Origin of the sequence: Methylobacterium sp. Leaf106 (assembly GCF_001422895.1) — a bacterium.
In the GTDB taxonomy this organism is placed as follows: Bacteria; Pseudomonadota; Alphaproteobacteria; order Rhizobiales; family Beijerinckiaceae; genus Methylobacterium; species Methylobacterium bullatum.
In genome coordinates this window covers 600605-624612 of sequence record NZ_LMNB01000001.1, presented here as the reverse complement: position 1 = coordinate 624612, position 24008 = coordinate 600605, and the positions used below count along the sequence as shown (strand labels likewise).

The window sequence follows — 24008 nt, the reverse complement described above, 5'->3', positions numbered from 1 at the left end:
ACTAAGGGAACACTCAGATGGATGTCGGCGTGATCGGGTTGGGCCGGATGGGCCGGGGCATGGTTCAGAGCCTCATCCGGGGCGGTCATCGGGTGAGGGTCTGGAACCGGACCGCATCGGCCGCCGACGGTCTCGACGGGGTGACGGTCGTGCATAGCGCGGCGGACGCCTTCACCGGGGATGCTGCGATCACCATGCTCGCCGACGACGCGGCCCTGCGTTCGGTGATCGTGGAGGGCGGGCTTCTCGATTCCGGCACCCGGCCCGGCCTGCATCTCAGCATGAGCACGATCTCGGTGGGGCTCGCGCAGGAACTCACCGCGATCCACGAGCGGGCGGGCGTGCCCTATATCGCCGCCCCCGTCTTCGGCAGGCCGGACGTGGCGCAGAACGGTGCCCTGAACATCGTCGTCGCGGGAGACCCTTCCATCATCGCGACGGCGCAACCGCTGCTCGACGCCCTCGGCACGAAGACATGGCCCTTCGGAACCGAGCCGTACCGGGCCAATGCGGTGAAGCTCGCGGGCAACTTCATGCTGATCGCGGCCATCGAGGCCATGGGCGAAGCCGCCGCTTTCGCCGAGGGGCATGGCGTCGCCGGTGCCGATCTCCTCGACCTTCTCACCAACACGCTCTTCGCCTCGCCGGTCTACAAGGGCTACGGCGCCTCAATCGCCGCCGGGCGCTACGAGCCACCGGGCTTCGGTCTGCGGCTTGGCCTGAAGGATATCGGCCTCGCCCTCGCGGCATCGGGCCAGGCCGGCGTACCGATGCCTTTCGCCAGCGTGCTGCGCGACACCCTCATCGACGCCGTCAGCCACGGCGACGGCGACAAGGATCTCGCCGCCCTGGCGCTGGTCTCGGCGCGGCGAAGCGGGCGTTGAAGGCAGACCCGCTCCGGTGCGGTGCTATGAGACGAGGAAGTCGGAGGCCGTCAGAAATCCGACACTCCTGACCGTCGCGAATTGGACGGCCTGCTCGGCGCCGCTGCCGTCGGCATCGTAGGAGAGGGCGCCCGTGTAGTAATCGTAGAGGATACGGTCGCTCGCATCGACCGTACCCGTGCGAATGTTCTTGAACGCAGCGCCGGACAGATCGCCCTCCACCAAGCCTTTGAAGATCGCGTTCTCCAGCCTGATCGTATCGGTGCCGTGAAAGAAATCGGTGATGCTGTCGATGTTGTCTTTCCCGAGCTTCGTATCGAAGACGAACGCGTCCTTCCCGCCGGAACCGGCCAGCACGTCCGTCCCCAACCCGCCATTGATGACGTTGTCGCCGTACGTGCCGGCGATCGCGTTCGCGAGATTGTTGCCGGTGAGATCGATGGCGAGATAGGGGTCTTCCTGGTTGCCGATCAGGAACTCGATGGACTGGTCCTTCGCGAGCGTGAAATCCGAACTGGCATAGACCGTATCGGTGCCCCGGTCCTTTGCCTCAATGACCTGATCCCGCTTACTGCTGACATAGTAATCGTCGTTGCCGGCAAGGCCCTTCAGGACATCGATACCGGCTCCACCATCGAGACGGTTGTTGCCCGCATTGCCCGTGACCGTGTTCGCGAGCGCATTGCCGACGCCGCCGATATCGCCCTTGCCCGTCAGCGTCAGGTTTTCGACATTGGCCGAGAGCGTATGATTGATCGATGACAGAACGAGGTCCGTGCCCGCGCCGCGCTTCTCGATCACCACGTCGCCGAAATGGTCGATGACGAACGTGTCGTTGCCGATCCCACCCTCCATCCGGTCGATACCTTTGCCGCCATCGAGGGTGTCGTTGCCCGCTCCGCCGATGAGATGGTCGCTTCCGGTATAGCCAAAGAGCGTGTCGTTGCCGCCGAGACCGTCGATCCGGTCGTTCCTGGCGGAGGCCATGGCCCCTTTGAGCAGGTCCGCGCCCGACGTCGCGCCCTTCACCTGGAACGGGTCGGCCGTCGAAACGGAATAGATCTGGAAATCGGTGTCGCTGTCCGTCCGTTCGAGTCCCGTCTCGTGACCCGACTTGAGGAGACCGAACGTGCCGTTCTGCAAGGCCACGATCTGAGGCAGTTCGGACCGATGCCCGCTTCCGATCGCTTCCGAATAGAAGTCGAAAACCTGCCCCGTGGCAGACCCGTCCGCGTTGTAAAGCAACCCACGCGCGGTCGTCAGGATCTTTCCATCCGCCACATCGGAAGATCCGAGGACCAGTTCGAGCAATTGCCCGTTCGAGAGAGTCGTCACGGATACGATGTAAGCGTTGTCGAACGTGTAGGTCTGGGCGAGCGTGACGGCTTTGGTGATGCTTCCGTCGAGACCAGCCTTGTAAGTCGATGCTGCGATATCGGTGAGGACATCTGTCTGGACGCCATTAGCGGCCTTCTTGATGTCCCGCCCCTCATAGGCGACGGCAAATCCGCCAATATGATCGGCGGTGACCGAGTAAATCACCTTCGTTTCGTATCCGCCCGCAAACTCGGCCACCTGGCCGAGTTTGAACGCTTCGCCCGGCACCTTGCCGTCTGCGGTCACCACCCGAGCCATGAGGGTCGAGCTGACACGGCCCATGTCGACCCAGGTCGCGAGATAGCGACCGTCCGACAGGGCAGTGACTTTGGTCGAGTGGGTCTGGTCGTCGTTCACCGAGCGGTCGACGACGGCGGTCGCGACGAAGCGGTGGTTCTCGTCGATGATATCGACAGTCCGGATCTTGCTGGTCGATCCCTGGGCGATATGGGCGAGGGCCATCGCACCGTTCTGAGCGAAGGCGACGCTGTTGTCGTAAGCGCTCAGGAATGGCACGCCCGTATCGGACAGGGAGGTGATCTTCGTGGTGTAGAAGGGCGTGAAGGTCCCTTTCGCGTCCACGGTACCGAGGCTGTACTTTGCCTTCTGATATTGCGTCGAAAAGCCGCCGAACGTGCCGTCGACGTAAGTGCTGTCATAGACGCCGATGACGACAGATCCGTCGTCTCGGACGGACAAGGCCTCTACTTGGAGGTCGCCAAGGGAAAGCGGTCCTTTCGAAGGAACGCCGGTCGCCCCGAAGCTGGTCAGGGTGACGGGGTGCGTGCCAGGTTCGCCGCTCGGGCCCGGAACATAACCGCTGGTGAGCAGGGCGAACCCGGATTTTGCCTTCGGCACGATGAGGTCGAGACTGTCGGTGCCGACGACCGGCCCAAGGTCGATCGGCTCACCATTCGCTACCAGCACCGCCGACATGTCTGCTCCTCAAAGAAGAATGCGACAGGTGGTAGGGCGGGGCTCATACAATCTCAATCGCGAATTGAACCTCGATTCCGTCAGCGCGGAGGCGTGCTGTTTCTGCAACCTGTCGCTTCGCCTAGAGCGCTCCCTCCCGCACCGCGCCAGGATCGGCGAGCACGTGCAGCAGCCGCGCGGCGGAATGGGCGAAGCGGAGCGTCACCGCCTTGCGGCGGGCGCCGCTCAGCACATGGTCGACCGGGTCGCGCAGAATCGCTGCGCTGTAGCCATCGGCGATGATCAGCCCGGCCTCGTCGGGCGTCAGTCCTTCGGGGAGGGAATCGGGTACGGCGAAATAGAAGCGGTCGCAATAGTCCCGATAATCCGGCCACTTCTTGTCGGCGCGGAAGTCGGCGACGCTGGACTTGATCTCCACGATGGTCAGCCGGCCCGCCGGGCACAGGGCGATGATGTCCGCCCGCCTGCCATTGGCGAGGGAGAATTCCGGAATCGTCACATGGCCGAGGTCGGCGAACAGCCGGCGGACCCCGCGCTGGACCTGGAGCGCGGTCGCCGATTGCCGGCGGTCCGGCGGCAGGACGAGATGGGCGAGGGCTGCTGACATGGCTTCGCTTGGGGATGGCTTCACTTGGGAAGAGTGCGGTCTCGAATCGACTGTCCCGCCAGGGAATCAGGTCGGCCCGCCCTTGTCACCTGCGGCAGCCTGCCCGCCCGCCAGTGCGGCGCGGATCGCGTCGAACCCATCTGTCAGCGCCGCCGGTCCCGGCTGCAGGATCAAGGGCGACTTGATTTCGTGGATACGCCCCGCCGCCACGGCGGGGATCGAATCCCAGCCCGGCCGCTCGCGGATCCGCGCCACGTTCACCCGCTTGCCGCACCACGAGGCGAGGATGACGTCCGGCCGCGCGGCGATCACCTGATCCGACGTGACGATCCTGTCCTTGGCCGCCGGCTGGCGGGCGAGGTCGGGAAAGACGTCGTCGCCGCCGGCATAGCCGATGAGTTCGGAGACCCAGCCGATGCCGGAGATCATCGGCTCGTCCCATTCCTCGAAATAGACGGTCAGCCGGGGCGGGCCGGCATTGTCGAGGGCGGCGGCGCCGAGGCGGTGGGCGTAACCCTGGGCCAGCGCGTCGGCCTTCTCGCTGGCCCCGACCAGGGCGCCCACGGTACGGATCATGGCAAGGCAGCCGGCGACGTCGCGCTGGTTGAAGAGATGGACCGAGATTCCGGCGCGGGCGAGGTCGGCGACGATCTCGGCCTGCATGTCGGAAAAGGCGAGGACGAGGTCCGGCTGCAGGGCGAGGATTTTTGGCAGGTCGGCGCTCGTGAAGGCCGAGACGCGCGGCTTCTCCTTGCGCACGCGAGCGGGGCGCACGGCGTAGCCGGACACACCGACGATCCTGTCCTCCTCACCCAGCAGATAGAGGGTCTCGACGGTTTCCTCGGTGAGGCAGACGATGCGTTCGGGCGGGAACCGGCGCATGCGGCGTCAGGACTTGAAGAAGCTGATGACGCCCGCGCCCGGCGCGAGCCAGACGAAGGCCCAGACGAAGGCCGAACTCCAATTGGCCAGCTGAAACGGCAGGCGCGCCACCTCGAACATCCCGGCGATGAGCGGCACCACCGCGCGGGCCGGGCCGATGAACCGGCCGATGACGATGCCCCAGGCGCCGTAGCGCCGGCAGAAATCCTCGCCCTTGGCGACCATCTGCGGATAGCGGCTCATCGGCCAGATCGACTTGGCGCCGTGCTGGAAGTAGCGGCCGATCTCGTAGGACACCCAATCCCCGAGCCCGGCGCCGATCCCCCCGGCGATCACCATCGGCCAGAACGGGATGCCGCTCGCACCGATCAACGCGCCGATGGCCACCAGCAGCACCGTGGCGGGGACCAGGATCGACAGGAAGGCCAGGGATTCGCAGAAGGCGAGCACGGCGATGATGAGGGGTGCCCATTCCTTGTGCGTCTCCACGAAGGTCAGGGTCGTGGTCTTCAGCGCTTCGAAATCCATGGATGCCCCTGCCTGTCGCGCCCGATGTGCGGGAAGGTCGCCCTTCCGGCAAGCGTCGATCTCGTCACGGACGAGCCTCGCGTCGGTTGTGAATGCACCGCAGGGCGAAACCGGCTACGACGCTGATCGTCGCGCTCGCACCCGTCGAAGCAAAGCCTGATACGCCGATGAGAATTCTTTCGATCCAATCGCACGTCGCCTTCGGCCATGTGGGCAACGCCTCGGCGGTGTTTCCCATGCAGCGGCTCGGCGTCGAGGTCTGGCCGATCCATACCGTGCAGTTCTCCAACCATACCGGCTACGGCGCCTGGCGCGGCCGGGTGTTCGACGGGCCGATGATCGAGGACCTCGTGCTCGGCATCGCGGAGCGCGGCGTGCTGGGGCAATGCGACGGCGTCCTGTCCGGCTATATGGGCTCGGCCGATATCGGCACCGCCATCGTGCGGGCCGTGGCGGCGGTGCGGAGCGCCAACCCCAAGGCGCTGTATTGTTGCGACCCGGTCATGGGCGATACCGACCGGGGCATCTATGTCCGCCCCGGCATCCCTGAATTCCTGCGCGATCAGGCCTTGCCCGCCGCCGACATCGTCACCCCGAACCAGTTCGAATTGAACTTCCTGTCGGGCCTGCCCACCGGCATACTCGGCGAGGCCAAAGCCGCCCTGACGGCGATCCAGGCCCTAGGGCCGCGCGTCGTGTTGGTGACGTCCCTGGTCACCGAGGACACCCCGTCCGATTCCATCGACTTGATGGCGGGGGAGGGTGGCCTGTTCTGGCGCCTGCGCACGCCACGCCTCGCTCTCGACGTGAACGGCGCGGGCGACGCCATCGCGGCGCTGTTCCTGGTCCATTACGCCCGCACCGGCTCGGCGGCTTTGGCTTTGGGCATGGCCGGTGCTTCGGTCTACGGCCTCCTGCGCCGAACGGCGGAGGCGGGTTCGCGCGAGATCCTCACCGTCGATGCGCAGGACGAGTTCGTGGCACCCAGCGAGACGTTCCCGGTAGAACCGGTCTGATGGTCAGCGAGAAGGAAAAGCCGATGAGCCGCCGCTTCGTCACCCTCGACGTCTTCACCGACACGCCCTTCGCCGGGAATCCGCTGGCCGTGGTGCTGGATTCGGAGGGGCTCGACGACGCGGCGATGCAGCGGATCGCGGGCGAGTTCAACCTATCCGAGACGGTGTTCGTGCTGCCGCCGACGGAGACGCGCCACAAGGCCCGCCTGCGCATCTTCACGCCCGCCCGTGAGCTGCCTTTCGCCGGCCACCCGACGCTCGGGGCGGCGATCCTGCTGGCGTTGCACGATGTGAAATCCGGTCTCACCGACGCAATCGCCTTCGGCCTCGAAGAGACGATTGGCACCGTGGCCTGCGTCGTCGAAGCGGGCGAGGGGCGCGGCCGTGGGCGCTTCAAGCTTCCGATCCTGCCGCACTACGATGGCGAGGGACCGGACGCGACGCTCCTCGCCCAGATGGTCGGGTTGGAGACGCAGGATATCGGCTTCGGGCGTCACGTGCCGAGCCGGCACACGGCCGGGCCGGCTTTCCTGTTCGTGCCGGTCAACACGCGGGCGAAGCTCGACGCGGCCCGCGTGGAGCTCGCCGCCTTCTCCACCCTGGAGCCTCGGACGGCGCTCTATCTCTACGCCGTGGACCCGGAAGGCCTCGGCCTCCGCTTCCAGACCCGGATGTTCGCGCCGCATCTCGGCGTGGTGGAAGACCCGGCGACGGGGTCGGCCGCCGCGGCCTTCGCCGGCGTGATGATGGAGTTCGAGCCCCTCGGCGACGGCGAGCACGATGTGCTGATCCGCCAGGGAATCGCCATGGGTCGTCCGAGCGAGATCGCGCTTCAACTCGTCATCGAATCCGGAGCCCTCCAATCCGTCGAGATCGGCGGTTCGGCCGTGGTGATGAGCGAGGGGACGCTGCTTGCCTGACGGTTTCACCCTCACGCGGATCGAGAGGGTGACGGCCCGGCTGGTGCCGTTCGAATGGGAATGGGCGAAGGCCAATGCGGCCTCCATCGCCGAGAACTGGGCGCGCCGCTGCGCCGAGCGGTCGGGGCTGTTCGACGGACGCGTGCTGCTCGCCAAGTCGTGCCGTATCGAGGGGACATCCTGTGCCGTCGAGCTGTTCGAGACGTCCTACGCGAGCTTCATCACCCACAAGGATCTCGGCTCGCCCGACCGAGTTGTCCTCAACGCCTTCGCCGCCATCGTCCCGCACGGGTCGGACGGCGCCGTGCTGCTCGGTGTCATGGGCGCTCACACCGCCAATGCCGGACAGGCCTACTTCCCCTGCGGCACGCCGGACCTCGACGACGTGCGGGATGGCGATACGGTCGATCTCGCCGGCAGCGCCGGGCGCGAGTTCGTGGAGGAGACCGGCATGGCGCTCCCCGCCGACGCTCCGGAAAACTGGCTTCTGCTGCGCGGAAGGACCCAGGCGGCATTTCTGCGGCCCGTGATGTTCCCCGAACGGGCGGACGCACTGCGCGAGAGGATGGAGCGCCATCGCCGGGCAGAGAGTGAGCCGGAACTCGCCGGTTTCGTCACGGTCGGTTCCAGCGGCGAGATCGGCCCCCGTTCGATGCCCGACTTCGTCCAGGCATACCTGCGCCACGCATTCGCGGAGTCTCCGGGGTCCGGCTCCATGCGACAGGCATCTCCCCCTCATCGAGGAGGAACGGCAGAAGGACGGCGGTGAACGCCTCGGGATGCGAGTAGTTGATCCCATGGGCCGCTCCCGGAATGACGGCAAGGCGGCCCCGGGGCAGGGAGTCTGCGAGGCTCACGACGAAGGCATGGGGGACGATGTAGTCACGCGTGCCCCAAACCACGAGCGTCGGCTGCTCGACCCGCAGCGCCTTCTCTCCGATGCGGTTGTCGACCATGCTTCGCAAGGTCAGGATGTAGCGTCCGATGCCCGCACGGGCATAATCCATGAGCGCCACCCAGGCGAGCGACCAGCGCTCGAACGGCGCGATGGCGAGGAAGCCGACCACCTGCCGGACCAGGTTGCGCGCCTCCGGGTCCGGCGTGGGCCCCTGCAACACGAGGCGGTCCACGAGGTGAGGGTTAACCAGCGCCAGTTCGACCAGCACTTCGCAGCCGAGCGAATTCCCGACAAAGGCTGCGCGCCTCACCCCGATCGCTGTCATGAAGGCCGCCAATGCATCCGCGAGCTCGCGAACCGTGAGCGCGCGGCGAGGCTTTTCGCTCAATCCGAAGCCGGGCAGGTCGGGAGCATAGACCTCGACATGAGGGGCGAGATGATTTGCCAGCGGGATCATGTACCGGCTCGACATCCCGAGCCCATGGACGAGGATGACGGGTATGCGGTCATCCGGCACAGCATCGAGCGAGACGCGGGCATGCATCGTCTTGCCGTCGACTTGGATCCACCTCGTTTCGAGCCGGCCCGAATACGCGCGCCGATACCGGCTGGCGTGCCGCCGAGACAAGGATTTGACGAGCGCCAAGCCGGCCAGAATTCCGCTTGCCGGCCAAAGAATCCACCGCAGGGACACAGGCGCCTTCCCGTTTCAGGTCGCTTCCGCCCTTCGCGGCAAGGGATGCCGACGTCCGCTCTCCAGCGGCAGAGACATCATCTCGTGCGCCTGGTTTGTGTCCAAGCGGACGGTTCGAGGAGGCAGACTTCGATCATCAGCGCACAGGGCGCAACACCAGCCGGTCGCCGCGCACTTCGTAGGAGCCGAGCCTGTCGAGGAACGTCATGCCGAGCAGGTTTCCCGACAAGGCACCGCGCCGGCTCACCAGGGCCGAGACACGCCGTTCGGTGATTGTGCCGATGCTGAGGCTGTCGAGATAGACCGGGGCGGCCATGGCGACGCCGTTGGCGGTGGAGACCCTGATCGAGAAGTCGGATTCCGCGGGGGAAATCCCGATGGCGGCTGCGTTCTCCGCCGTGAGAACCACGGAACTCGCGCCCGTGTCGAACTGGAAGACCTGGGCGCGGCCGTTCACCTCCGCGCGCACGGAGAAGTCCCCGTCCGCGCGGCGGTTGATCGTCACGCTTCCGTCGCCCGCCGTGACGGCACTGCCGGGCCGCAGCGTCCCCACGAGGCGGTTGCCGACATCCCCGGCTTCCTCCTTGTAGGCATAGCCCGCCACCAGGGCGACGGTGAGGGCGGCCCAGAACAGCAGCGCCTTCAGGTTGGTGCCGATCTGTTCGCGGAACCGATGCCAGAACCCGGCGAGGAAGATCGTCAGCAGGGTTCCGCTGAAGGCGAGCCGCGCGAGTTGGTCCTTCTCCAGCCCCGCGACGGTGCTCGATTCGTCCGAGAGGGCGAGGAAGGCGACGATGCCGAGGAGAACGGCAAGGGCGGCGTAGATCATGGCTCGGCCAGGGCCTTGTCCCGCAGGGGATAGGCGGCGCGGAGGCGATGTCCGAGGGTCGCCATGATGGCCTGCCGCTTCGCCTCCGACAGCGATCCCCACAGCCCGATCTCTTCGCGCGTGCGTCCGCAGCCTTCGCAAAGCCCGGTCATGGCGTCGAGAATGCAGAGCTTCGTGCAGGGGCTCGAAGCCCTCGGGGCGACAGGCTGGATCATGGCCGTTCCATGCCCTCAGGGGCGGGTCGCGATCAAGCGCCAAAGTGCCATGGTCAGCGCGGGACCGTCGCCACGAGGGCGAGAAGCGCCGCGATCTCGGCCACCTGCTGGCAGGCTCCGATCACGTCGCCGGTCTGGCCGCCGATCTTGGCTCGGGCCAGGGCGGTGAGGCAGAGGGAGGCTCCCAGCGCCAGGGCGGGCATCAGCACCATGCCGAGAAAGGGCAAGCCGGCGATCCAGCCAATGACGACGAAGGCGAGGGCGAAGAGGGCTACGATTCCGATGGTCCGGCGATCGGGTGTTCCCACCGATGCCCCCGCCCCGCCGGGCCGCGCGGGGCCGAGCAGCACCATCGGCGCCAGGGCTGCGCAGCGCGAGAGAGAGGCGGCCAGTACCAGGGCCAAGGCGGCCAGCGACCCGGTGCGATCGAGCAGCGTCGCGAGGGCTCCGATCCTCAGGGCCAGCGTCAACACGAGGGCGACGCCCCCATAGGCGCCGATGCGGCTGTCGCGCATGATCTCGATGCGGCGCTCGCGCGTCGTGCCGCCACCGAACCCGTCCGCCACATCCGCGAGACCGTCCTCGTGCAGCGCCCCCGTCACCAGCGTCCCGACCGCCAGGGCGAGGGTGGCTGCCAGGAACGGTCCGAGATCCAGGGCCCAGGCGACGAGCAGGATGAGGGCGGAGGGCAGGGCGAGGATGAGGCCGGCCAGTGGCAGCATGCGCGGCAGGGTGCGGAAGTCCGGCAGACGATGCGGATCACCCTCGTCGGGCAGGCGCGGCACCGGCAGCCGCGAATAGAATCTCAGGCACGCCGCGAGATCGTAAGCCATGGACGCGCCGGGAAAGGCATCGTCCGGTTCCAGATCCCGGCCTTGCGTCATCGAGGACCTGCCTTCACCGCTCGCGCCCGGTTGGTTATAGCTCGCCCCACAGGCAGGCCGCCATACCGGACGCGCCGAGACGGAAGGCCGAGTTTCGCGCGATGACTCAGACGATCCCGAACCAGGACAATCCCGATCAGACGCCGTTCTCGGATATCCGCCGACTGATCGCCTCCGTGCCGGGCGCGGACCGTGACGCCGTCGCCATGGTGCGCGAGCGGGACGCGATGCTGACGAAGCCAGCCGGCGCGCTGGGCCGCCTCGAGAACCTCGTGGAGTGGCTCGCAGCCTGGCAGGGCAAGGGTCAACCGAGCCTCGACCGGCCCCTCGTCTGCGTCTTCGCGGCCAGCCACGGCGTCACCAAGCGCGGTGTGTCGGCATTTCCGGCGGAGGTGAATCGCCAGATGCTCGACAATTTCGCCGCCGGCGGCGGCGCGATCAACCAACTTTGCGCCGCCTACGGCCTCGGCTTCAAGGTCTTCGACCTGGCCATCGATCTTCCCACCGGCGACATCTGCGAAGGCCCGGCCTTCACGGAGAAGGAATGCGTGGCCACCATGGCCTTCGGCATGGAAGCCATCGCCGCCGGAACCGATTGTCTCGGCCTCGGCGAGATGGGGATCGGTAACACCACCATCGCGGCGGCGATCTACGCGGCGCTCTATGGCGGTGGGGCGGCGCATTGGGTCGGGCGTGGCACCGGCGTCGATGCGGCCGGGATCGAGCGCAAGGTCGCGGCCGTGGAGGCCGCCTTGGCCTTCCATTCCGGCCACCTCGACGACCCGCTCCATGTCCTGTCGCGCCTCGGAGGCCGCGAGATCGCCGCCATGGCCGGCGCCGTCCTGGCGGCGCGGATGCAGCGCATCCCCGTGGTCATCGACGGCTACGTGGCGACGTCGGCCGCGGCGATCCTCCATGCCATCGATCCGTCGATGCTCGACCATTGCCTCGCCGGCCACGTCTCGGCCGAAGGGGCCCATGCGGAGGTGCTGGAACGCCTCGGATTGGTGCCGCTGCTGGCTCTCGGCATGCGTCTCGGCGAAGCGTCCGGCGCCGCCCTCGCCATCGGCCTGCTCAAAGGCGCGCTCGCCTGCCATCGCGACATGGCGACGTTCGCTCAGGCGGGGGTGTCCGGACGCAGCGAAAGCTGAAGGCATCCCATCGGGGACACCGGGCCCGTGACGGCCCGGCGTCCCGATGATGACGAAAGCGGGGCATGCGAATGCGCCGATCAGGCCGCGCGCGCCGCGCTCCGCCTGCCGTCCATGTCTGCACTCGACGTCGCTTCGGTGGACAGGTTCAGGGCGGGTAGCGTGTCCATGACACGGCTCGCGGGGAAGATCACGACGACTTCCGTTCCCTCGCGAGGCTTCGACTTCAGGTGGAAGTTGCCGTTGTGCAGGTCCACCAGCCCCTTGACGATGGGCAGGCCGAGGCCCGAGCCCTGTTCGGCGGTCTTGATCGCCAGCGAGCCCCGGCCGAACGACGACATGACCGTGCCGAGCTCGTCCTCGGGAATACCCGGCCCGCTATCCTTGACACTGACATACTGGCCGCCCGAGGCCGTCCAGCCGACCTTGATCGTGATGTCGCCGCCCGGCGGCGTGAATTTCACGGCGTTCGAGAGGAGATTGAGTACGATCTGGCGCAAAGCCCGCTCGTCCGCCCAGATACGGGGCATGTCGGGATCGATGAACTCGTGGAAGGCCTGGCCTTTGCCGCGCGCGCGCAGGGCGACCATGTGCCGGCACTCGTCCACCGCATGGGCGAGCTGGATCGCCTCCTCGTTCAATTCGTAGCGCCCGGCCTCGATGCGCGACAGGTCGAGGATCTCGTTGATGAGGTTGAGGAGGTGCATCCCGCTATCGTGGATATCGCCCGCGTATTCCTTGTACGACGGAGCGATGTGAGCGCCGAAGACCTCGTTCTTCATCACCTCCGAGAAGCCGAGGATGGCGTTCAGCGGCGTGCGCAACTCGTGGCTCATGGTCGCGAGGAAACGTGACTTGGCGAGATTGGCCTCTTCTGCCCGCCGCCGCGCCTCATCGGAATTGGCCTTGGCCTGTTCGAGCTCGATGAAGATGGCGTCCTTCTCCGCCTGGGATTTCAGCGCGCCCACCGCCGAGGCGTAGACGCGGCGGGCGAGGCCCATGAAGAAGATCTGCGAGCCGACCACCATGGTCACCAGCATGATTGTGTCCATGTCCTGCGAGAACGCCAGGAGAGAGAGCGCCGCGAGGATCAACGGAAGGAGCGCGGCGGCGGCGGCGGCGGGCAGGGTCGCTGCCAGCATCGCGGCGACCGCAGCGACGATGACGAGGCCGAACAGGACGAAGATGCGGGCACTGGGCGCGGCCACGAGAACCATCAGCGCCCAGGACGCGCTCTGCACGATCTCGCTCAGCATGAAGGCGCTGCGCCAGCGCCTGACCGACACGGAATCCGCTGACTGACGAAGGAAATGCTTGGTCAGCCCCATCGACAGGCCGACGCCGCAGAGCAGGCAGACGACCCAGGACAGGGCGATGGGAACGGGCACCCAGAGCGACGACGCCCCTGCGATGAGAAGCCCGAGCATGGCATGGGTCAGACCGGCACCGGAGCGGTACTCGGCATAGATCCGGATCAATTCGTAATCGAACGCGCGTTCCAGACCGTTCGCCGAGGTCAACCGCTCGCGCGCCGATCGGATGTCTCGGGCCACCTTGCGGCGGCGAGCGGATTCCGGTGCCGAAGGACCGCGTCCGCGCTGAACCATCTCCGCTGTCAGGTCGGACATCACCGTTTTGAGGATCTTTTGAGAGGAAAACCTGCGGTCGGAAGGACCGTGACCCGTCGACGCTGCGACCCGGCGAATCTGCGCCCGATAGGTTAAGAACGACCTGACCCGGTCATGACACTTGTCTCCAAATCGCGCCCATCCACGGCGCGCGACCCGACGCTGCATCGACACCGATCTCAAATCGATGTGTGCAGGCGCACATTTTTCGGAAGTGTGTAATATTTAGAACAAGTCGATACTGAAGTCGGAGAGACGTCATGCTGAAACTGAATGTCGACGGCGTGTCGCATGATGTCGATGCCGATCCCGACATGCCGCTCCTGTGGGCGCTGCGCGATCATCTCGACAAGACCGGGACGAAATACGGCTGCGGCATCGCCCAGTGCGGCGCCTGTACCGTCCATCTCGACGGCCAGCCCGTCCGCTCCTGCCAGACTCGCATCGGCGATGTGGGGGAGGCGAAGGTCACCACGATCCAGGGCGTGTCCGGACGGGTGGCGGAGGCGGTTCAGACCGCGTGGCGCGGCCTCGACGTTGTCCAGTGCGGTTACTGCCAGTCCGGCCAGATCATGTCGGCCATCGGCCTGCTCTCGACTACCCCGAAGCCCAGCGACGCCGAGATCGACGGCGCGATGGACGGTAACATCTGCCGCTGCGGTACCTACCAGCGCGTTCGCGCCGCCATTCACGAAGCCGCCCGCTCCCTCGCCTGATCCAAACGCGACGTCGGCCCCGGGGCCGGCATCGTCCTGCCCGATACCGTGCGCGTCATCGTCTCCGTGGAGGAAGCCATGCTGAAGGTCCGTCAGACCAAATCCGAGGCGGCTGCTCCCCGTCCGTCGCGCCGCGCCTTCCTCGGTGGCGCCGGTGTCGCGGCCGGAGCCCTGGTGATCGGATTCACCCTCGACCCGGCAAAACAGGTTCGCGCGGCGGCGGGACCCGACCTGTCCTCCGCTCCCGCCCAGCCCAATGCCTTCGTGCGGATCGCAGCCGACGATACGGTTACGGTGCTGATCAAGCATCTCGACATGGGGCAGGGCAACACGACGGGCCTCGCCACTATCCTGGCCGACGAGCTCGATGCCGACTGGTCGCGCGTGCGCGTGGCCTTCGCTCCCGCCGATGCGAAGCTCTACAACAACCTGCTGATGGGGCCGATCCAGGGGACCGGCGGTTCGACCGCGGTGGCCAATTCCTGGTTCCAGCTCCGCAAGGCGGGGGCGGCCGCCCGTGCCATGCTCGTCTCCGCCGCGGCCGAGAAATGGTCCGTCCCGGCCTCTGAGATCACGGTTTCGAACGGCACGGTCCGCCACCTCGCCTCCAAGCGCGAGGAGCGGTTCGGTGCCCTGGCCGAGGCAGCGGCGGCGATCCCCGTGCCCGAGCAGCCGAAGCTCAAGGATCCTAGCCAGTGGGTCCATATCGGCAAGAAGCTGCCGCGCCTCGATTCCGTGGCCAAGACCAATGGAACCGCGATCTATTCCATGGATATCCGCCGGCCGGGTCAGGTCACGGCCGTGGTGGCGCATGCCCCGCGTTTCGGCGGCACCGTGTCGACGGTCGACGATAAGGCCGCCCGCGCCGTGCGAGGCGTGATCGACGTCGTGACGATTCCCACCGGAGTCGCCGTGATCGCCAAGGATACATGGTCGGCGATGAAGGGTCGGGACGCCCTGTCGGTCACCTGGGACGAGCGCACGGCCGAGAAGCGATCCTCCGACGCCATCCTCGCCGAGTATCGCGAGACGGCCAAGCGGCCGGGCATCGTCGCATCGGAGAAAGGCGATCCCGCCGCCGCCATCGCCGGGTCGGCCAAGGTCATCGAGGCGGAGTTCACCTTCCCCTATCTGGCCCACGCGGCCATGGAGCCCCTCAACGCCACGATCGAGCGGGCTGCCGACGGCTCCTACGACATCTATGCCGGCCTCCAGTTCCAGACGATCGAACAGGCGGTGGCCGCCGCGACCCTCGGCGTCACCGCCGACAAGGTCAGGCTGCACACGCAATGGGCCGGCGGATCGTTCGGGCGCCGGGCCACGCCGACGGCCGATTACATCGCCGAGGCCGCGTCCATCATGAAGGCGACCGGCGGCAAGGCGCCGGTCCATCTGGTCTGGACCCGCGAGGACGACATGGCGGGCGGGTATTACCGCCCGATGGTGCTGCACACCCTCAAGGCCGGAATCGACGCCAAGGGCGCCATCACCGGCTGGCAGCACCGGATGGTCGGCAAATCGATCATGATCGGCTCGCCCTTCGAGGCGATGCTGGTGAAGAACGGGGTCGATTCCACGTCGATCGAGGGCGCGTCGGACACGCCCTATGCCCTCCCGGCCTACCGGTTCGAGGTCCACAACGCCCGCGAGGGCGTGCCCGTCCTCTGGTGGCGTTCGGTGGGTCACACCCATACGGCGCAGGCGATGGAGGTCTTCATCGACGAGTTGGCCCACGCCGCCGGTGCCGATCCGCTGGCCTATCGCCTTGGCATGCTGACCGGCGCGCCGCGCCTGTCCGGTGTCCTGAAACTCGCCGCCGAGAAGGCGGATTGGGCCAAGCGCAGCGGCGGCAAGGGCCAGGGCCTCGGCATCTCGGCGCACGAATCCTTCGGCTCCTACGTGGCGATGGTGGCCGACATCACGGCGGATGGCAGCCATGTGAAGGTCAATCGCATCGTCGCGGCGGTGGATGTCGGCGTCGCCGTCAACCCGGACGTGATCCGCGCCCAGGTGGAGGGATCGGTCGGTTTCGCGTTGTCATCGGTCCTGCGCAACAAGATCACGCTGACGGATGGGGTGGTGCAGGAGAAGAATTTCGACGCCTACGAGCCGACGCGCATGAGCGAGATGCCGGTGGTGGAGGTCCATATCGTGGCCTCCGATGCCGCCCCGACCGGCATCGGCGAGCCGGGCGTGCCCGTCATCGCCCCGGCGATCTCCAACGCGATCTTCGCCGCGACGGGGCAGAGGCTGCGCTCCCTGCCCCTGGATCTCAGCGGCCTCAAGGGGGTCTGAGCCCGAAGGGCAGCGCGCCTCCGCCAGCGGCGGGGGCGTCAGCGCCTCAGGAAATCGATGAGGTCCGTCGTCAGACGCTCGTGATGGGTCAGCGGTATCGCGTGCGGTGCGCCCTCGTAGATCTCGAATTCCGCGCTCGGCACGGCTGAGGCCGCGACCTTTCCGGTGACGTCGATCGGCACGGTCTGGTCGGCATCGCCATGGATAATCAGGCAAGGCACGGTGACCTTCGCCATGTCGGGCCGGAAATCGGTCTCGGAGAAGGCCTTCACGCAGGCGATGGTGGCCTTGGGCGAGGCCAGCATGGCGACCTGCCCGGCCCAGGCGATCATCTCCGCAGAAGCGGGTGAGCTGAACACGCCCGCACCGAAGAAGCCCTTGTTAAATTTGGCGAGGAAGGACGGCCGGTCCATCTTCAGCCCGTCGATGATCTCCTCGAACACACCGGCATCGACACCGTCGGGATGATCGGGCGTCTTCAGCATCATCGGCGTCACCGCCGAGATCAGGACCGCCTGGGAGATCCGGTCGCTGCCGTGCCGCGACAGGTAGCGCACCACCTCTCCGCCCCCCATGGAAAAGCCCACCAGGGTCACGTCGGTGAGGTCGAGGGCGTCCAGCACCGCCTTCAGGTCGTCGGCGAAGGTGTCGTAATCGTAGCCCTGCCAGGGCTGGTCCGAGCGTCCGAAGCCCCGGCGGTCATAGGCGATGGTGCGAAAGCCCGCCTCGGCGACGGGCACCATCTGGTACTCCCACATATCCGCGTCGAGGGGCCAACCGTGGAGGAAGACCACGGGCCGTCCGCTGCCCCAGTCCTTGTAGTAGAGGCTCGTGCCATCCGGCGCGGTGATGAAGGCCATGGGGCTGCTCCCTGTATTCCCTGGTCGGGCGTGCTCGCGGATGAGCCCGGCAATGCCGGCTCCTATGGCGATTCAAGCGCGGGGTGCGGCCTCTCGTTCCCGCGGCATGGATTCCCGGCACCCCGGATTCCCGGCACCCCGGATTCCCACGGCCCCATGCCCGCACTACCTGTCCTCTCGTATGACCCCCTTCGAATCCACCGCCGCCGCCCTGCGCGCCTGTCGAATCTGTCGCGACGCACCTCGGTATGGCGCGCGCCTGCCGCAGGAGCCGAAGCCCATCGTTCAGGGCTCGACCTCGGCGCGTCTCGCCATCGCCAGTCAGGCTCCGGGGAACCGGGCGCACCAGAGCGGTATCCCGTTCATGGACCCGTCCGGCATCCGGCTGAGATCGTGGCTCGGCCTGTCCGAGCCGGATTTCTACGACGCCACGCGGCTCGCCATCGTCCCCATGGGCGCGTGTTTTCCGGGGCTCGACGCGAAGGGCGGAGACAAGCCGCCCCGCCGCGAATGCGCCGAGCACTGGCGCGAGGCGCTCTTTGCCGGCTTGCCCGAGATGGATCTGATTTTGGTCATCGGCCAATACGCGCAGGCCTGGCATCTCGGCCGCGTCGAGGGAGGCCTCACCGCCATGGTGCGGAACTGGCGCGCCATTCTGGAGGAGCCGCGTCGGCCTCGGGTGCTGCCGCTGCCGCACCCGTCCTGGCGCAACAACGGCTGGCTCAGGACGAACCCCTGGTTCGCCGACGAGTTGCTGCCGGTACTGAAGGAGGAGGTTTCCCGGGTGATGACGCGCGGCTGACCCCGCCTTCGCGTTGACATGGGAAGCCCGGGCGGCGATCCGTCACCCGATCCTCCGGAGCCCGCCATGTCCCACGCCGCGTCACCCGCCGCCAGCGATCCGCGCGATCGCCTCATCGTCGCCCTCGACCTGCCGAGCGTCCACGAGGCCGAGGCGATGGTGGACCGGATCGGCGATGCCGCGACGTTCTACAAGATCGGATACCGGCTCGCCTATTCGGGCGGCCTCGCCCTGGTTCAGCGGCTGTCCAAGGCCGGTTTCAAGGTCTTCATCGACCTGAAGCTGCATGACATCGGCAACACGGTGGAGGACGGCGTCCGGGCGCTGTCCGATCTCGGTGTGACCTTCCTCACGGTCCACGCCTACCCACAGACCATGCGCGCCGCCGTGCGGGGAAGGGGCGCGGACGGCCCGACGATCCTCGCCGTCACCGTGCTCACCTCCTACGACCAGGCCGATGCCGACGAGGCGGGCTACGCCCTCCCCATCGCGGATCTGGTGGCCCTGCGGGCGCGGCAGGCGGCAGAGGCCGGGATCGGCGGGATCGTCTGCAGTGCCGCCGAGGCGGCCTCCGTCCGCTCCGCCATCGGGCCGTCGCGACTCATCGTGACCCCCGGCATCCGGCCGGCGGGCGACGATGTCGGCGACCAGAAACGCGTGTTGACGCCGGCGGCGGCGATGGAAGCGGGGATCGACCACATCGTCGTCGGCCGCCCCATCACCCAGAGCGTCGATCCCCGCGCCGCGGCTTTGGCGATCCTCGCGGAAATGGGCTGAGCCCCGACGGCCAACAGCGTTCGCTAGATCGACTCGGCCGGCTCTCTCGCATCTAAAGGAGCGTCGTTCCTGGCCGGTTCGTGGAGCGCGCGCAGCAGAAAGGCGATCATCGCGTCGATGGGAGGAGCCGGTGCGTTGGGGTACTGGCTCACCAGGACCGGGTGGCAGTAGCGTGTGATCGCCACATGCAGGCAAGCCGCGGTAATCGCGGGATCCTCGACCTGGAATTGACCGCTGCGAACCCCGTCCGTCACCACCCGTTCCAGGGCGGCGCCGATCCTGTCGATATGGTGCCGGCACACCCCCCAACTCTCCGACATGGCGGCCTCCACCATCTCATGAATACGGGGATTGTCCTTGCATCGCTCGATACAGTCGCGGTGGAGCTCCCGGATGATTTCGGCGACCCGCTGATCGGCGCTGAGGCCGGGCGCCACGGCGATGCCGGCAATCAACGCCTCGACCTCGCGGGTCACGCGCTCGACCACCGCCTCGTTGATCGCCTTCTTCGAGTCGAAGAACCGGTAGACATTGGCCGGGCTCATCCCGAGCGTCTTGGCGATGTCGGCGACGGTCGTCTTCTGGTAGCCGATCTCGCGAAAGAACCTCTCCGCCGTCGCCAAAATCCTGCATCGGGTCGTGGGTGCGGCGGCTTCCAGGCTCGCCTGCAACGGATCGACAGAGATTGTCATGGAACGACCCTAGGTCTCCTGCTCCCGGCCGTCAAAGACACGGCAATGAGGGTGCCGCCGTCGCATAGGACGGATGAACGCCACGGGAATGAAATCCGCACGCCGATACCGGCTTCAGAGCCGGTCCGATCTTGGGCGGACGTACGAGATAGAGCCGGGGCTTCGCAAGACAGCGCCGGACGATGGATCAGGCAAGACTTGGCCATCGTACGCGACAAGGCGATCCTAGACAGGCGACATCGGCCCCGAACGCAGGTCTGGTGCCAGCAGCAGTCTGATGGTCGGCGACAGGGGCCGGGGAAAAGCGGCCCGGCGCTTCACCTGCGCCGCCGACGGCTTACGAGCCGAACTGGGAACCGAGCTGTTCCAGATACTCCGCGAGGTCGACGCCGCCGACGCGTTTGCCGTAATCGAACCGCATGCCCTGCCGGATATCGACACTGCTCTGCTTCGTCGTGAGGGTGAACGGCTTCACGCAAATCCAAGCACCGTCGCGACGATGCTCGAAGAAACTGAGGATTTCGTGCTTGGCCATCGTCGCCTCCGGTCGCTTTGCAGGATCAACCGCGAAGCCGGGCGAGAGTTCAGCGATGCCGGACTTATATTCGTGTCTCTCCTAAGCTTGACCGTACCATCCGGAACACGTGCACTGCAGCATCGATGAAGCAGTGCACGTGTCGAAGAGGTTCAGGCAACGCCCTTCAGGGCGCCGATATTCGTGTGGAAATCCGGCCCGTTGAAGGTTCTCGCCACGTAGCCGGCGCGGATCAGGAAATCGCCGAACCGTTCACCCGGAGTCTTGCCCTGAGCGTAGGCGCCGAAGAGCGGATCGAGGATCGTCCTGATCTCCGAGGCGGTCACGTCTTCGGCATAGAGCTTGCCGAGGCGTGAGCCGTCGAAGGCCGCACCGAGATAGAGGTGATAGCGCTCCGGGCCGCGACCGACGAAGCCGATCTCGGCGATAAAGGGACGGGCGCAGCCATTGGGGCAGCCGGTCATGCGGATCGTGATCTCGTCGTCCTGCAGCCCGTGCGAGGCGAGGCTTTCCTCCAGTTCCGTCATCAGGTCCGGCAGGTAGCGCTCGCTCTCCGCCAAGGCCAGGCCGCAGGTGGGCAGGGCGACGCAGGCGATGGAGTTCCGGCGCAGGGCGCCCGCTCCCTTCTGCATGCCGTACTCGTCCACCAGCGCCTCGATCTCGGCGCGCTTTTCTCCCGGCACGTTGGCGATGATGACGTTCTGATTACCGGTGAGGCGGAAATCGCCCTCGTGGATCTCCGCGATCCGACGCAGGCCGGTGAGAAGTCGAGGGCCGTCGCCCTCCACATCCTTGATGCGGCCGGACGGGACATAGAGCGTCAGGTGGTGACGACCGTCATCGCCCTCGGTCCAGCCGAACCGGTCGCCGTTCCCGGTGAAGGCGAAGGGTTTGGGATCGGCGAGCTTCTTGCCGACACGCTTCTCCACCTCGGCGCGGAAAGCGGCGAGGCCGTACCGCTCGATCGTGTACTTGAGGCGGGCGTTCTTGCGGTTCTTGCGGTTGCCCCAGTCGCGCTGGACCGTCATCACCGCCTCGGCCACCCGCACCGCCTCGTCGGGCTTGCAGAACAGCATCACGTCGGCCGTGCGCGGGAAGGTGTCGGGCTCGCCATGGGTCATGCCCATGCCGCCGCCGACGGTGACGTTCCAGCCCGTCACCTTGTTCTTCTTGTCGAGGATGGCGATGAAGCCGAGATCGTGCGCGAAGACGTCGACCTCGTTCGAGGGCGGCACCGCAATGACGATCTTGAACTTACGCGGCAGGTAGGTCCTGCCGTAGACGGGCTCGAATTCCGGTTCGCCGCCGATCACCTTCTCGCCGTCGAGCCAGATCTCGCGCCAGGCATTGGTCTTCGGCAGGAGGCTGTCGGAGATCTCCTTGCCGAGTTCGTAGGCGGCCTTGTGCGCGCCGGACTGGGCCGGATTCGTCGAGGCCATCACGTTGCGGTTGACGTCGCCGCAGGCGGCGATGGTATCGAGCAAGGCGCCATCGATGGCGGCCATGGTGCGTTTGAGGTTCGACTTGATGACGCCGTGATACTGGAAGGTCTGGCGCGTCGTCGCCCGCAGCGTCCCGTTGGCGTAGGTGGTGGCGATGTTGTCGAGGACGAGCCACTGCTTCGGTGTCACCACCCCGCCAGCGATGCGCAGGCGGATCATGAAGCTGTAGGCCTTGTCGAGCTTCTTCTTGGTCCGCTCGGGGCGCAGGTCGCGGTCGTCCTGCTGGTACATCCCGTGGAATTTCACGAGCTGGCCGTCATCCTCGGAGATCGCCCCGGTGGCGTGCTTGAGCAGACCGTCGGCCAGGGTTCCGCGCAGGAAACCGCTCGCGATCTTGATGTGCTCGTTATGCGCGAGGCCCGCCTCGCGCGCCGCTTCGGCCTCGTCGATGGGACGGGTGGTCGGCGGGGTCTCGTAGGTGCGGGGAGGGGTCAGGTCGTCCATGGCGATGATCCGGTCTTGTTCAGTTCATAGTCGGGGCGCTGCATGCGCATCCCCCCGTTCGCGCGGGGAAGGGACGAGGCGCCCTAGTAAACGTCCTGCTGGTAGCGATGCGCTCGCTCCAGCGCCGCCACCGCGGCTTCGGCATCGGTTTCGCTCAGCGATTTGACCTCGGCATAGGCATGGACGACCGCGTTACGGACATCCTTGGCCATCCGGTTCGCGTCGCCACAGACATAGAAGCTGGCGCCGCCGTCGAGCCATTCCACCACTTCCTTGGCGTGGTGGCGGATACGGTCCTGCACGTAGATCTTCTCGGGCTGGTCGCGGGAGAAGGCCACGTCGATCTTCGTGAGCGAGCCGTCCTCCAGGGCCTCCTGCCATTCGAGCTGGTAGAGGAAGTCGTGGGTGAACTGGCGGTCACCGAAGAACAGCCACGAACGGCCGGTGGCCTCGATCGCGCGGCGTTCCTGAACGAAGGCACGGAAAGGAGCGACGCCGGTGCCGGGGCCGACCATGATGATGTCGGTGGCCGGGTCCTGCGGCAGGCGGAAATGCCGGTTCGGCTTCAGCTTCACGCGCAGCTTGCTGCCGTTCTTGATCCGGTCCGCGACCTGCACCGAGGTGACGCCCGAGCGTGACCGTCCATGCGTCTCGTAGCGCACGGCGGCGATGACGAGATGGACCTCGTCGCCGACCTCTTTGCGCGAGGAAGCGATGGAGTACGCGCGCGGGGGCAGGGGCCGGGTGATGGTGTTGAGATGCTCGGCCGAGAGGGTGGCCGGAAACGTCTCGATCAGATCGATGAGGTGGCGCCCCTCGATCCAGGCCCGCAGCTCGCCGCTGTCGATGAGCTTCTGCGCCTCGGCATGGCCCGTCGCCTTGGCGAACCGCTCCACCGTGGTGGCCGAGAGTGTGGTGATGTCGCGCTCGGACAGCAACGCCTTGCGCAGGGCCTCGTCGCCGGTGAGATTCGTCGCCTTGAGGATGTCCTCGACGAGGGCCGGATCGTTCTCGGGATAGATCTCGAGCGAATCGCCCGGCTCGTAGGCCGGAGCGCCGTCCTCGAATTCGAGGGCCAGATGGATCGTCTCCTTGTCGGAGAGCGACGAGTTGAGGTTGATGTGATCCACCACCTCCACCACCACCGGCTCGCGGCTCGGCTCGGCATCGTCGTCCTCGGCGGCGGCGCGGCCGGCGAAATCCACCGCGACGACGTTGTCGGCGCTCGGCGCGGGCGCCAGCGCCAGCGCCTTCAGCGTGTTCTTGATCCAGTCGGCGGCGGGCTTGTCGAAATCGAGATCGAGATCGGCCCGCTCGGCCCCGCGCGTGCCGCCCAGCGCCTCGAACCGCGCGTCGAGCGCCTTCCCGATGGCGCAGAACTCCACATAGGAGGTGTCACCCAAGGCCAGCACACCGAAGGTCACGCCGTCGAGGCGGGGGGCGCCGTCGCCCATCAACTCGTTGTAGGCGCGGGTGGCGCGGGCCGGAGGCTCACCTTCGCCCCAGGTCGCCGCGATGGCGATGAGGTTCTTGGAGCCCGTCAGCGTGGCGACGTCGAGGTCGGCGAAATCCACCACCTTCGGCTTGAAGCCGCTTTTCTTGGCGAGCTTGGCCACGGACCCGGCCAGGGCTTCGCAATTGCCGGATTCGCTGGCGTAGATGATCGTCAACGGCTCGGATGCCTTCGGCGGCGCTGCGGGTGCCACGGCATTCTGGCCGCCGGCCGCATCCAACCCCGCGAGAAAGCCCGCCAGCCAGGCGCGTTGGATCGGCGTCGCTCCGCAGAGGACCGAATCGAGGCTCGCGCGCTCGCTGTCGTTGAACGGGGCGGTTTGGGGAAGGATCGCTTGTCGTGCCATCGGTAAGCCATGTCGTCCTGAGAGGCCGGCTGTCAACGGGATGTCCGTTTTACAGAACGACGTCGGGGTAGAAGGAG

22 protein-coding genes and 1 pseudogene are annotated in these 24008 nt (G+C 66.8%); 9 read left to right on the top strand and 14 right to left on the bottom strand.

The window, feature by feature from the left end:
- The first annotated feature begins 17 nt into the window (after window positions 1-17).
- A complete protein-coding gene (locus ASF34_RS03115) occupies window positions 18-884 on the top strand; it encodes an NAD(P)-dependent oxidoreductase (RefSeq protein WP_056158489.1) in 867 nt (288 codons plus the stop codon).
- Window positions 885-908: 24 nt separating this feature from the next.
- Here the strand turns inward: ASF34_RS03115 and ASF34_RS03110 are convergent, their stop codons facing one another.
- From ASF34_RS03110 to ASF34_RS03095, 4 genes are all read right to left on the bottom strand, one after another.
- Window positions 909-3197 carry a calcium-binding protein gene (locus ASF34_RS03110; protein ID WP_056158486.1) on the bottom strand — a complete coding sequence of 763 codons (2289 nt, stop codon included), beginning with the start codon at window positions 3195-3197 and terminating at the stop codon, window positions 909-911.
- Between the two features lie 121 nt (window positions 3198-3318).
- Window positions 3319-3804 carry an MmcB family DNA repair protein gene (locus ASF34_RS03105; RefSeq protein WP_018042490.1) on the bottom strand — a complete coding sequence of 162 codons (486 nt, stop codon included), beginning with the start codon at window positions 3802-3804 and terminating at the stop codon, window positions 3319-3321.
- Between the two features lie 66 nt (window positions 3805-3870).
- On the bottom strand, window positions 3871-4686 hold the full coding sequence (locus tag ASF34_RS03100) for a cobalamin-binding protein (RefSeq protein WP_056158483.1): 816 nt from the start codon (window positions 4684-4686) through the stop codon (window positions 3871-3873).
- A 6-nt stretch (window positions 4687-4692) separates the two neighbouring features.
- Entirely contained in the window at window positions 4693-5214 is a 522-nt protein-coding gene (locus ASF34_RS03095; RefSeq protein ID WP_018042492.1) for a DedA family protein, read from the bottom strand.
- A gap of 167 nt (window positions 5215-5381) precedes the next feature.
- On the opposite strand from ASF34_RS03095, the gene pdxY reads away from it, so the two are divergent.
- The 3 genes from pdxY to ASF34_RS03080 are packed head-to-tail and all read left to right on the top strand — an operon-like array spanning window position 5382 to window position 7919.
- On the top strand, window positions 5382-6230 hold the full coding sequence (gene pdxY / locus ASF34_RS03090) for a pyridoxal kinase PdxY (protein ID WP_056158480.1): 849 nt from the start codon (window positions 5382-5384) through the stop codon (window positions 6228-6230).
- 23 nt (window positions 6231-6253) lie between these two features.
- Window positions 6254-7150, top strand: a complete 897-nt coding sequence (locus tag ASF34_RS03085; protein WP_056158946.1) for a PhzF family phenazine biosynthesis protein — start codon at window positions 6254-6256, stop codon at window positions 7148-7150.
- Window positions 7143-7919: a hypothetical protein gene (locus tag ASF34_RS03080; RefSeq protein WP_056158477.1), complete on the top strand. Its 777-nt coding sequence runs from the start codon at window positions 7143-7145 to the stop codon at window positions 7917-7919. The genes ASF34_RS03085 and ASF34_RS03080 overlap by 8 nt, the downstream gene beginning before the upstream one ends.
- A 52-nt stretch (window positions 7920-7971) precedes the next feature.
- Here ASF34_RS03080 and ASF34_RS23295 read toward each other — a convergent pair.
- From ASF34_RS23295 to cobS, 4 genes and pseudogenes are all read right to left on the bottom strand, one after another.
- Window positions 7972-8505: pseudogene (locus tag ASF34_RS23295) on the bottom strand (alpha/beta fold hydrolase); the annotation flags it as partial.
- A 373-nt stretch (window positions 8506-8878) separates the two neighbouring features.
- Window positions 8879-9571 (bottom strand): retropepsin-like aspartic protease family protein, encoded by a 693-nt coding sequence (locus ASF34_RS03075; protein ID WP_018042496.1) that lies wholly within the window; start codon window positions 9569-9571, stop codon window positions 8879-8881.
- Window positions 9568-9786 (bottom strand): DUF1289 domain-containing protein, encoded by a 219-nt coding sequence (locus tag ASF34_RS03070; protein WP_056158475.1) that lies wholly within the window; start codon window positions 9784-9786, stop codon window positions 9568-9570. Before ASF34_RS03070 ends, ASF34_RS03075 begins: the two co-directional genes overlap by 4 nt.
- Window positions 9787-9839: 53 nt before the next feature.
- Window positions 9840-10670, bottom strand: coding sequence for an adenosylcobinamide-GDP ribazoletransferase (gene cobS, locus ASF34_RS03065; protein WP_056158473.1), 831 nt, complete (start codon window positions 10668-10670; stop codon window positions 9840-9842).
- Window positions 10671-10771: 101 nt separating this feature from the next.
- Between cobS and cobT the strand changes: the two genes are divergently transcribed.
- The gene (cobT, locus tag ASF34_RS03060) at window positions 10772-11821 is read left to right on the top strand and encodes a nicotinate-nucleotide--dimethylbenzimidazole phosphoribosyltransferase (RefSeq protein ID WP_056158471.1); all 1050 of its coding nucleotides are present in this window, start codon (window positions 10772-10774) and stop codon (window positions 11819-11821) included.
- An 80-nt stretch (window positions 11822-11901) separates the two neighbouring features.
- Here cobT and ASF34_RS03055 read toward each other — a convergent pair whose 3' ends face one another.
- On the bottom strand, window positions 11902-13449 hold the full coding sequence (locus ASF34_RS03055) for a sensor histidine kinase (protein ID WP_018042500.1): 1548 nt from the start codon (window positions 13447-13449) through the stop codon (window positions 11902-11904).
- Window positions 13450-13709: 260 nt separating this feature from the next.
- Here ASF34_RS03055 and ASF34_RS03050 point away from each other — a divergent pair, with 260 nt between their 5' ends.
- Both ASF34_RS03050 and ASF34_RS03045 read left to right on the top strand, forming a co-directional pair.
- On the top strand, window positions 13710-14165 hold the full coding sequence (locus tag ASF34_RS03050) for a (2Fe-2S)-binding protein (protein WP_018042501.1): 456 nt from the start codon (window positions 13710-13712) through the stop codon (window positions 14163-14165).
- 78 nt (window positions 14166-14243) lie between these two features.
- Window positions 14244-16460, top strand: a complete 2217-nt coding sequence (locus ASF34_RS03045; protein ID WP_056158943.1) for a xanthine dehydrogenase family protein molybdopterin-binding subunit — start codon at window positions 14244-14246, stop codon at window positions 16458-16460.
- Window positions 16461-16498: 38 nt separating this feature from the next.
- Here ASF34_RS03045 and ASF34_RS03040 read toward each other — a convergent pair whose 3' ends face one another.
- Entirely contained in the window at window positions 16499-17320 is an 822-nt protein-coding gene (locus tag ASF34_RS03040) for an alpha/beta fold hydrolase (protein ID WP_056158468.1), read from the bottom strand.
- A 181-nt stretch (window positions 17321-17501) separates the two neighbouring features.
- Between ASF34_RS03040 and ASF34_RS03035 the strand changes: the two genes are divergently transcribed.
- Window positions 17502-18122, top strand: a complete 621-nt coding sequence (locus tag ASF34_RS03035; protein WP_018042504.1) for a uracil-DNA glycosylase family protein — start codon at window positions 17502-17504, stop codon at window positions 18120-18122.
- A gap of 66 nt (window positions 18123-18188) precedes the next feature.
- Window positions 18189-18899: an orotidine-5'-phosphate decarboxylase gene (gene pyrF / locus ASF34_RS03030; RefSeq protein ID WP_018042505.1), complete on the top strand. Its 711-nt coding sequence runs from the start codon at window positions 18189-18191 to the stop codon at window positions 18897-18899.
- A 23-nt stretch (window positions 18900-18922) separates the two neighbouring features.
- Here the strand turns inward: pyrF and ASF34_RS03025 are convergent, their stop codons facing one another.
- From ASF34_RS03025 to ASF34_RS03010, 4 genes are all read right to left on the bottom strand, one after another.
- Window positions 18923-19591 carry a TetR/AcrR family transcriptional regulator gene (locus tag ASF34_RS03025; protein ID WP_056158464.1) on the bottom strand — a complete coding sequence of 223 codons (669 nt, stop codon included), beginning with the start codon at window positions 19589-19591 and terminating at the stop codon, window positions 18923-18925.
- Between the two features lie 337 nt (window positions 19592-19928).
- Window positions 19929-20126 carry a hypothetical protein gene (locus ASF34_RS03020; protein ID WP_018042507.1) on the bottom strand — a complete coding sequence of 66 codons (198 nt, stop codon included), beginning with the start codon at window positions 20124-20126 and terminating at the stop codon, window positions 19929-19931.
- A 152-nt stretch (window positions 20127-20278) separates the two neighbouring features.
- Window positions 20279-22072 carry an NADPH-dependent assimilatory sulfite reductase hemoprotein subunit gene (locus tag ASF34_RS03015; RefSeq protein ID WP_018042508.1) on the bottom strand — a complete coding sequence of 598 codons (1794 nt, stop codon included), beginning with the start codon at window positions 22070-22072 and terminating at the stop codon, window positions 20279-20281.
- 83 nt (window positions 22073-22155) lie between these two features.
- Window positions 22156-23931, bottom strand: a complete 1776-nt coding sequence (locus ASF34_RS03010; RefSeq protein ID WP_056158460.1) for a diflavin oxidoreductase — start codon at window positions 23929-23931, stop codon at window positions 22156-22158.
- Window positions 23932-24008 lie beyond the last annotated feature (77 nt).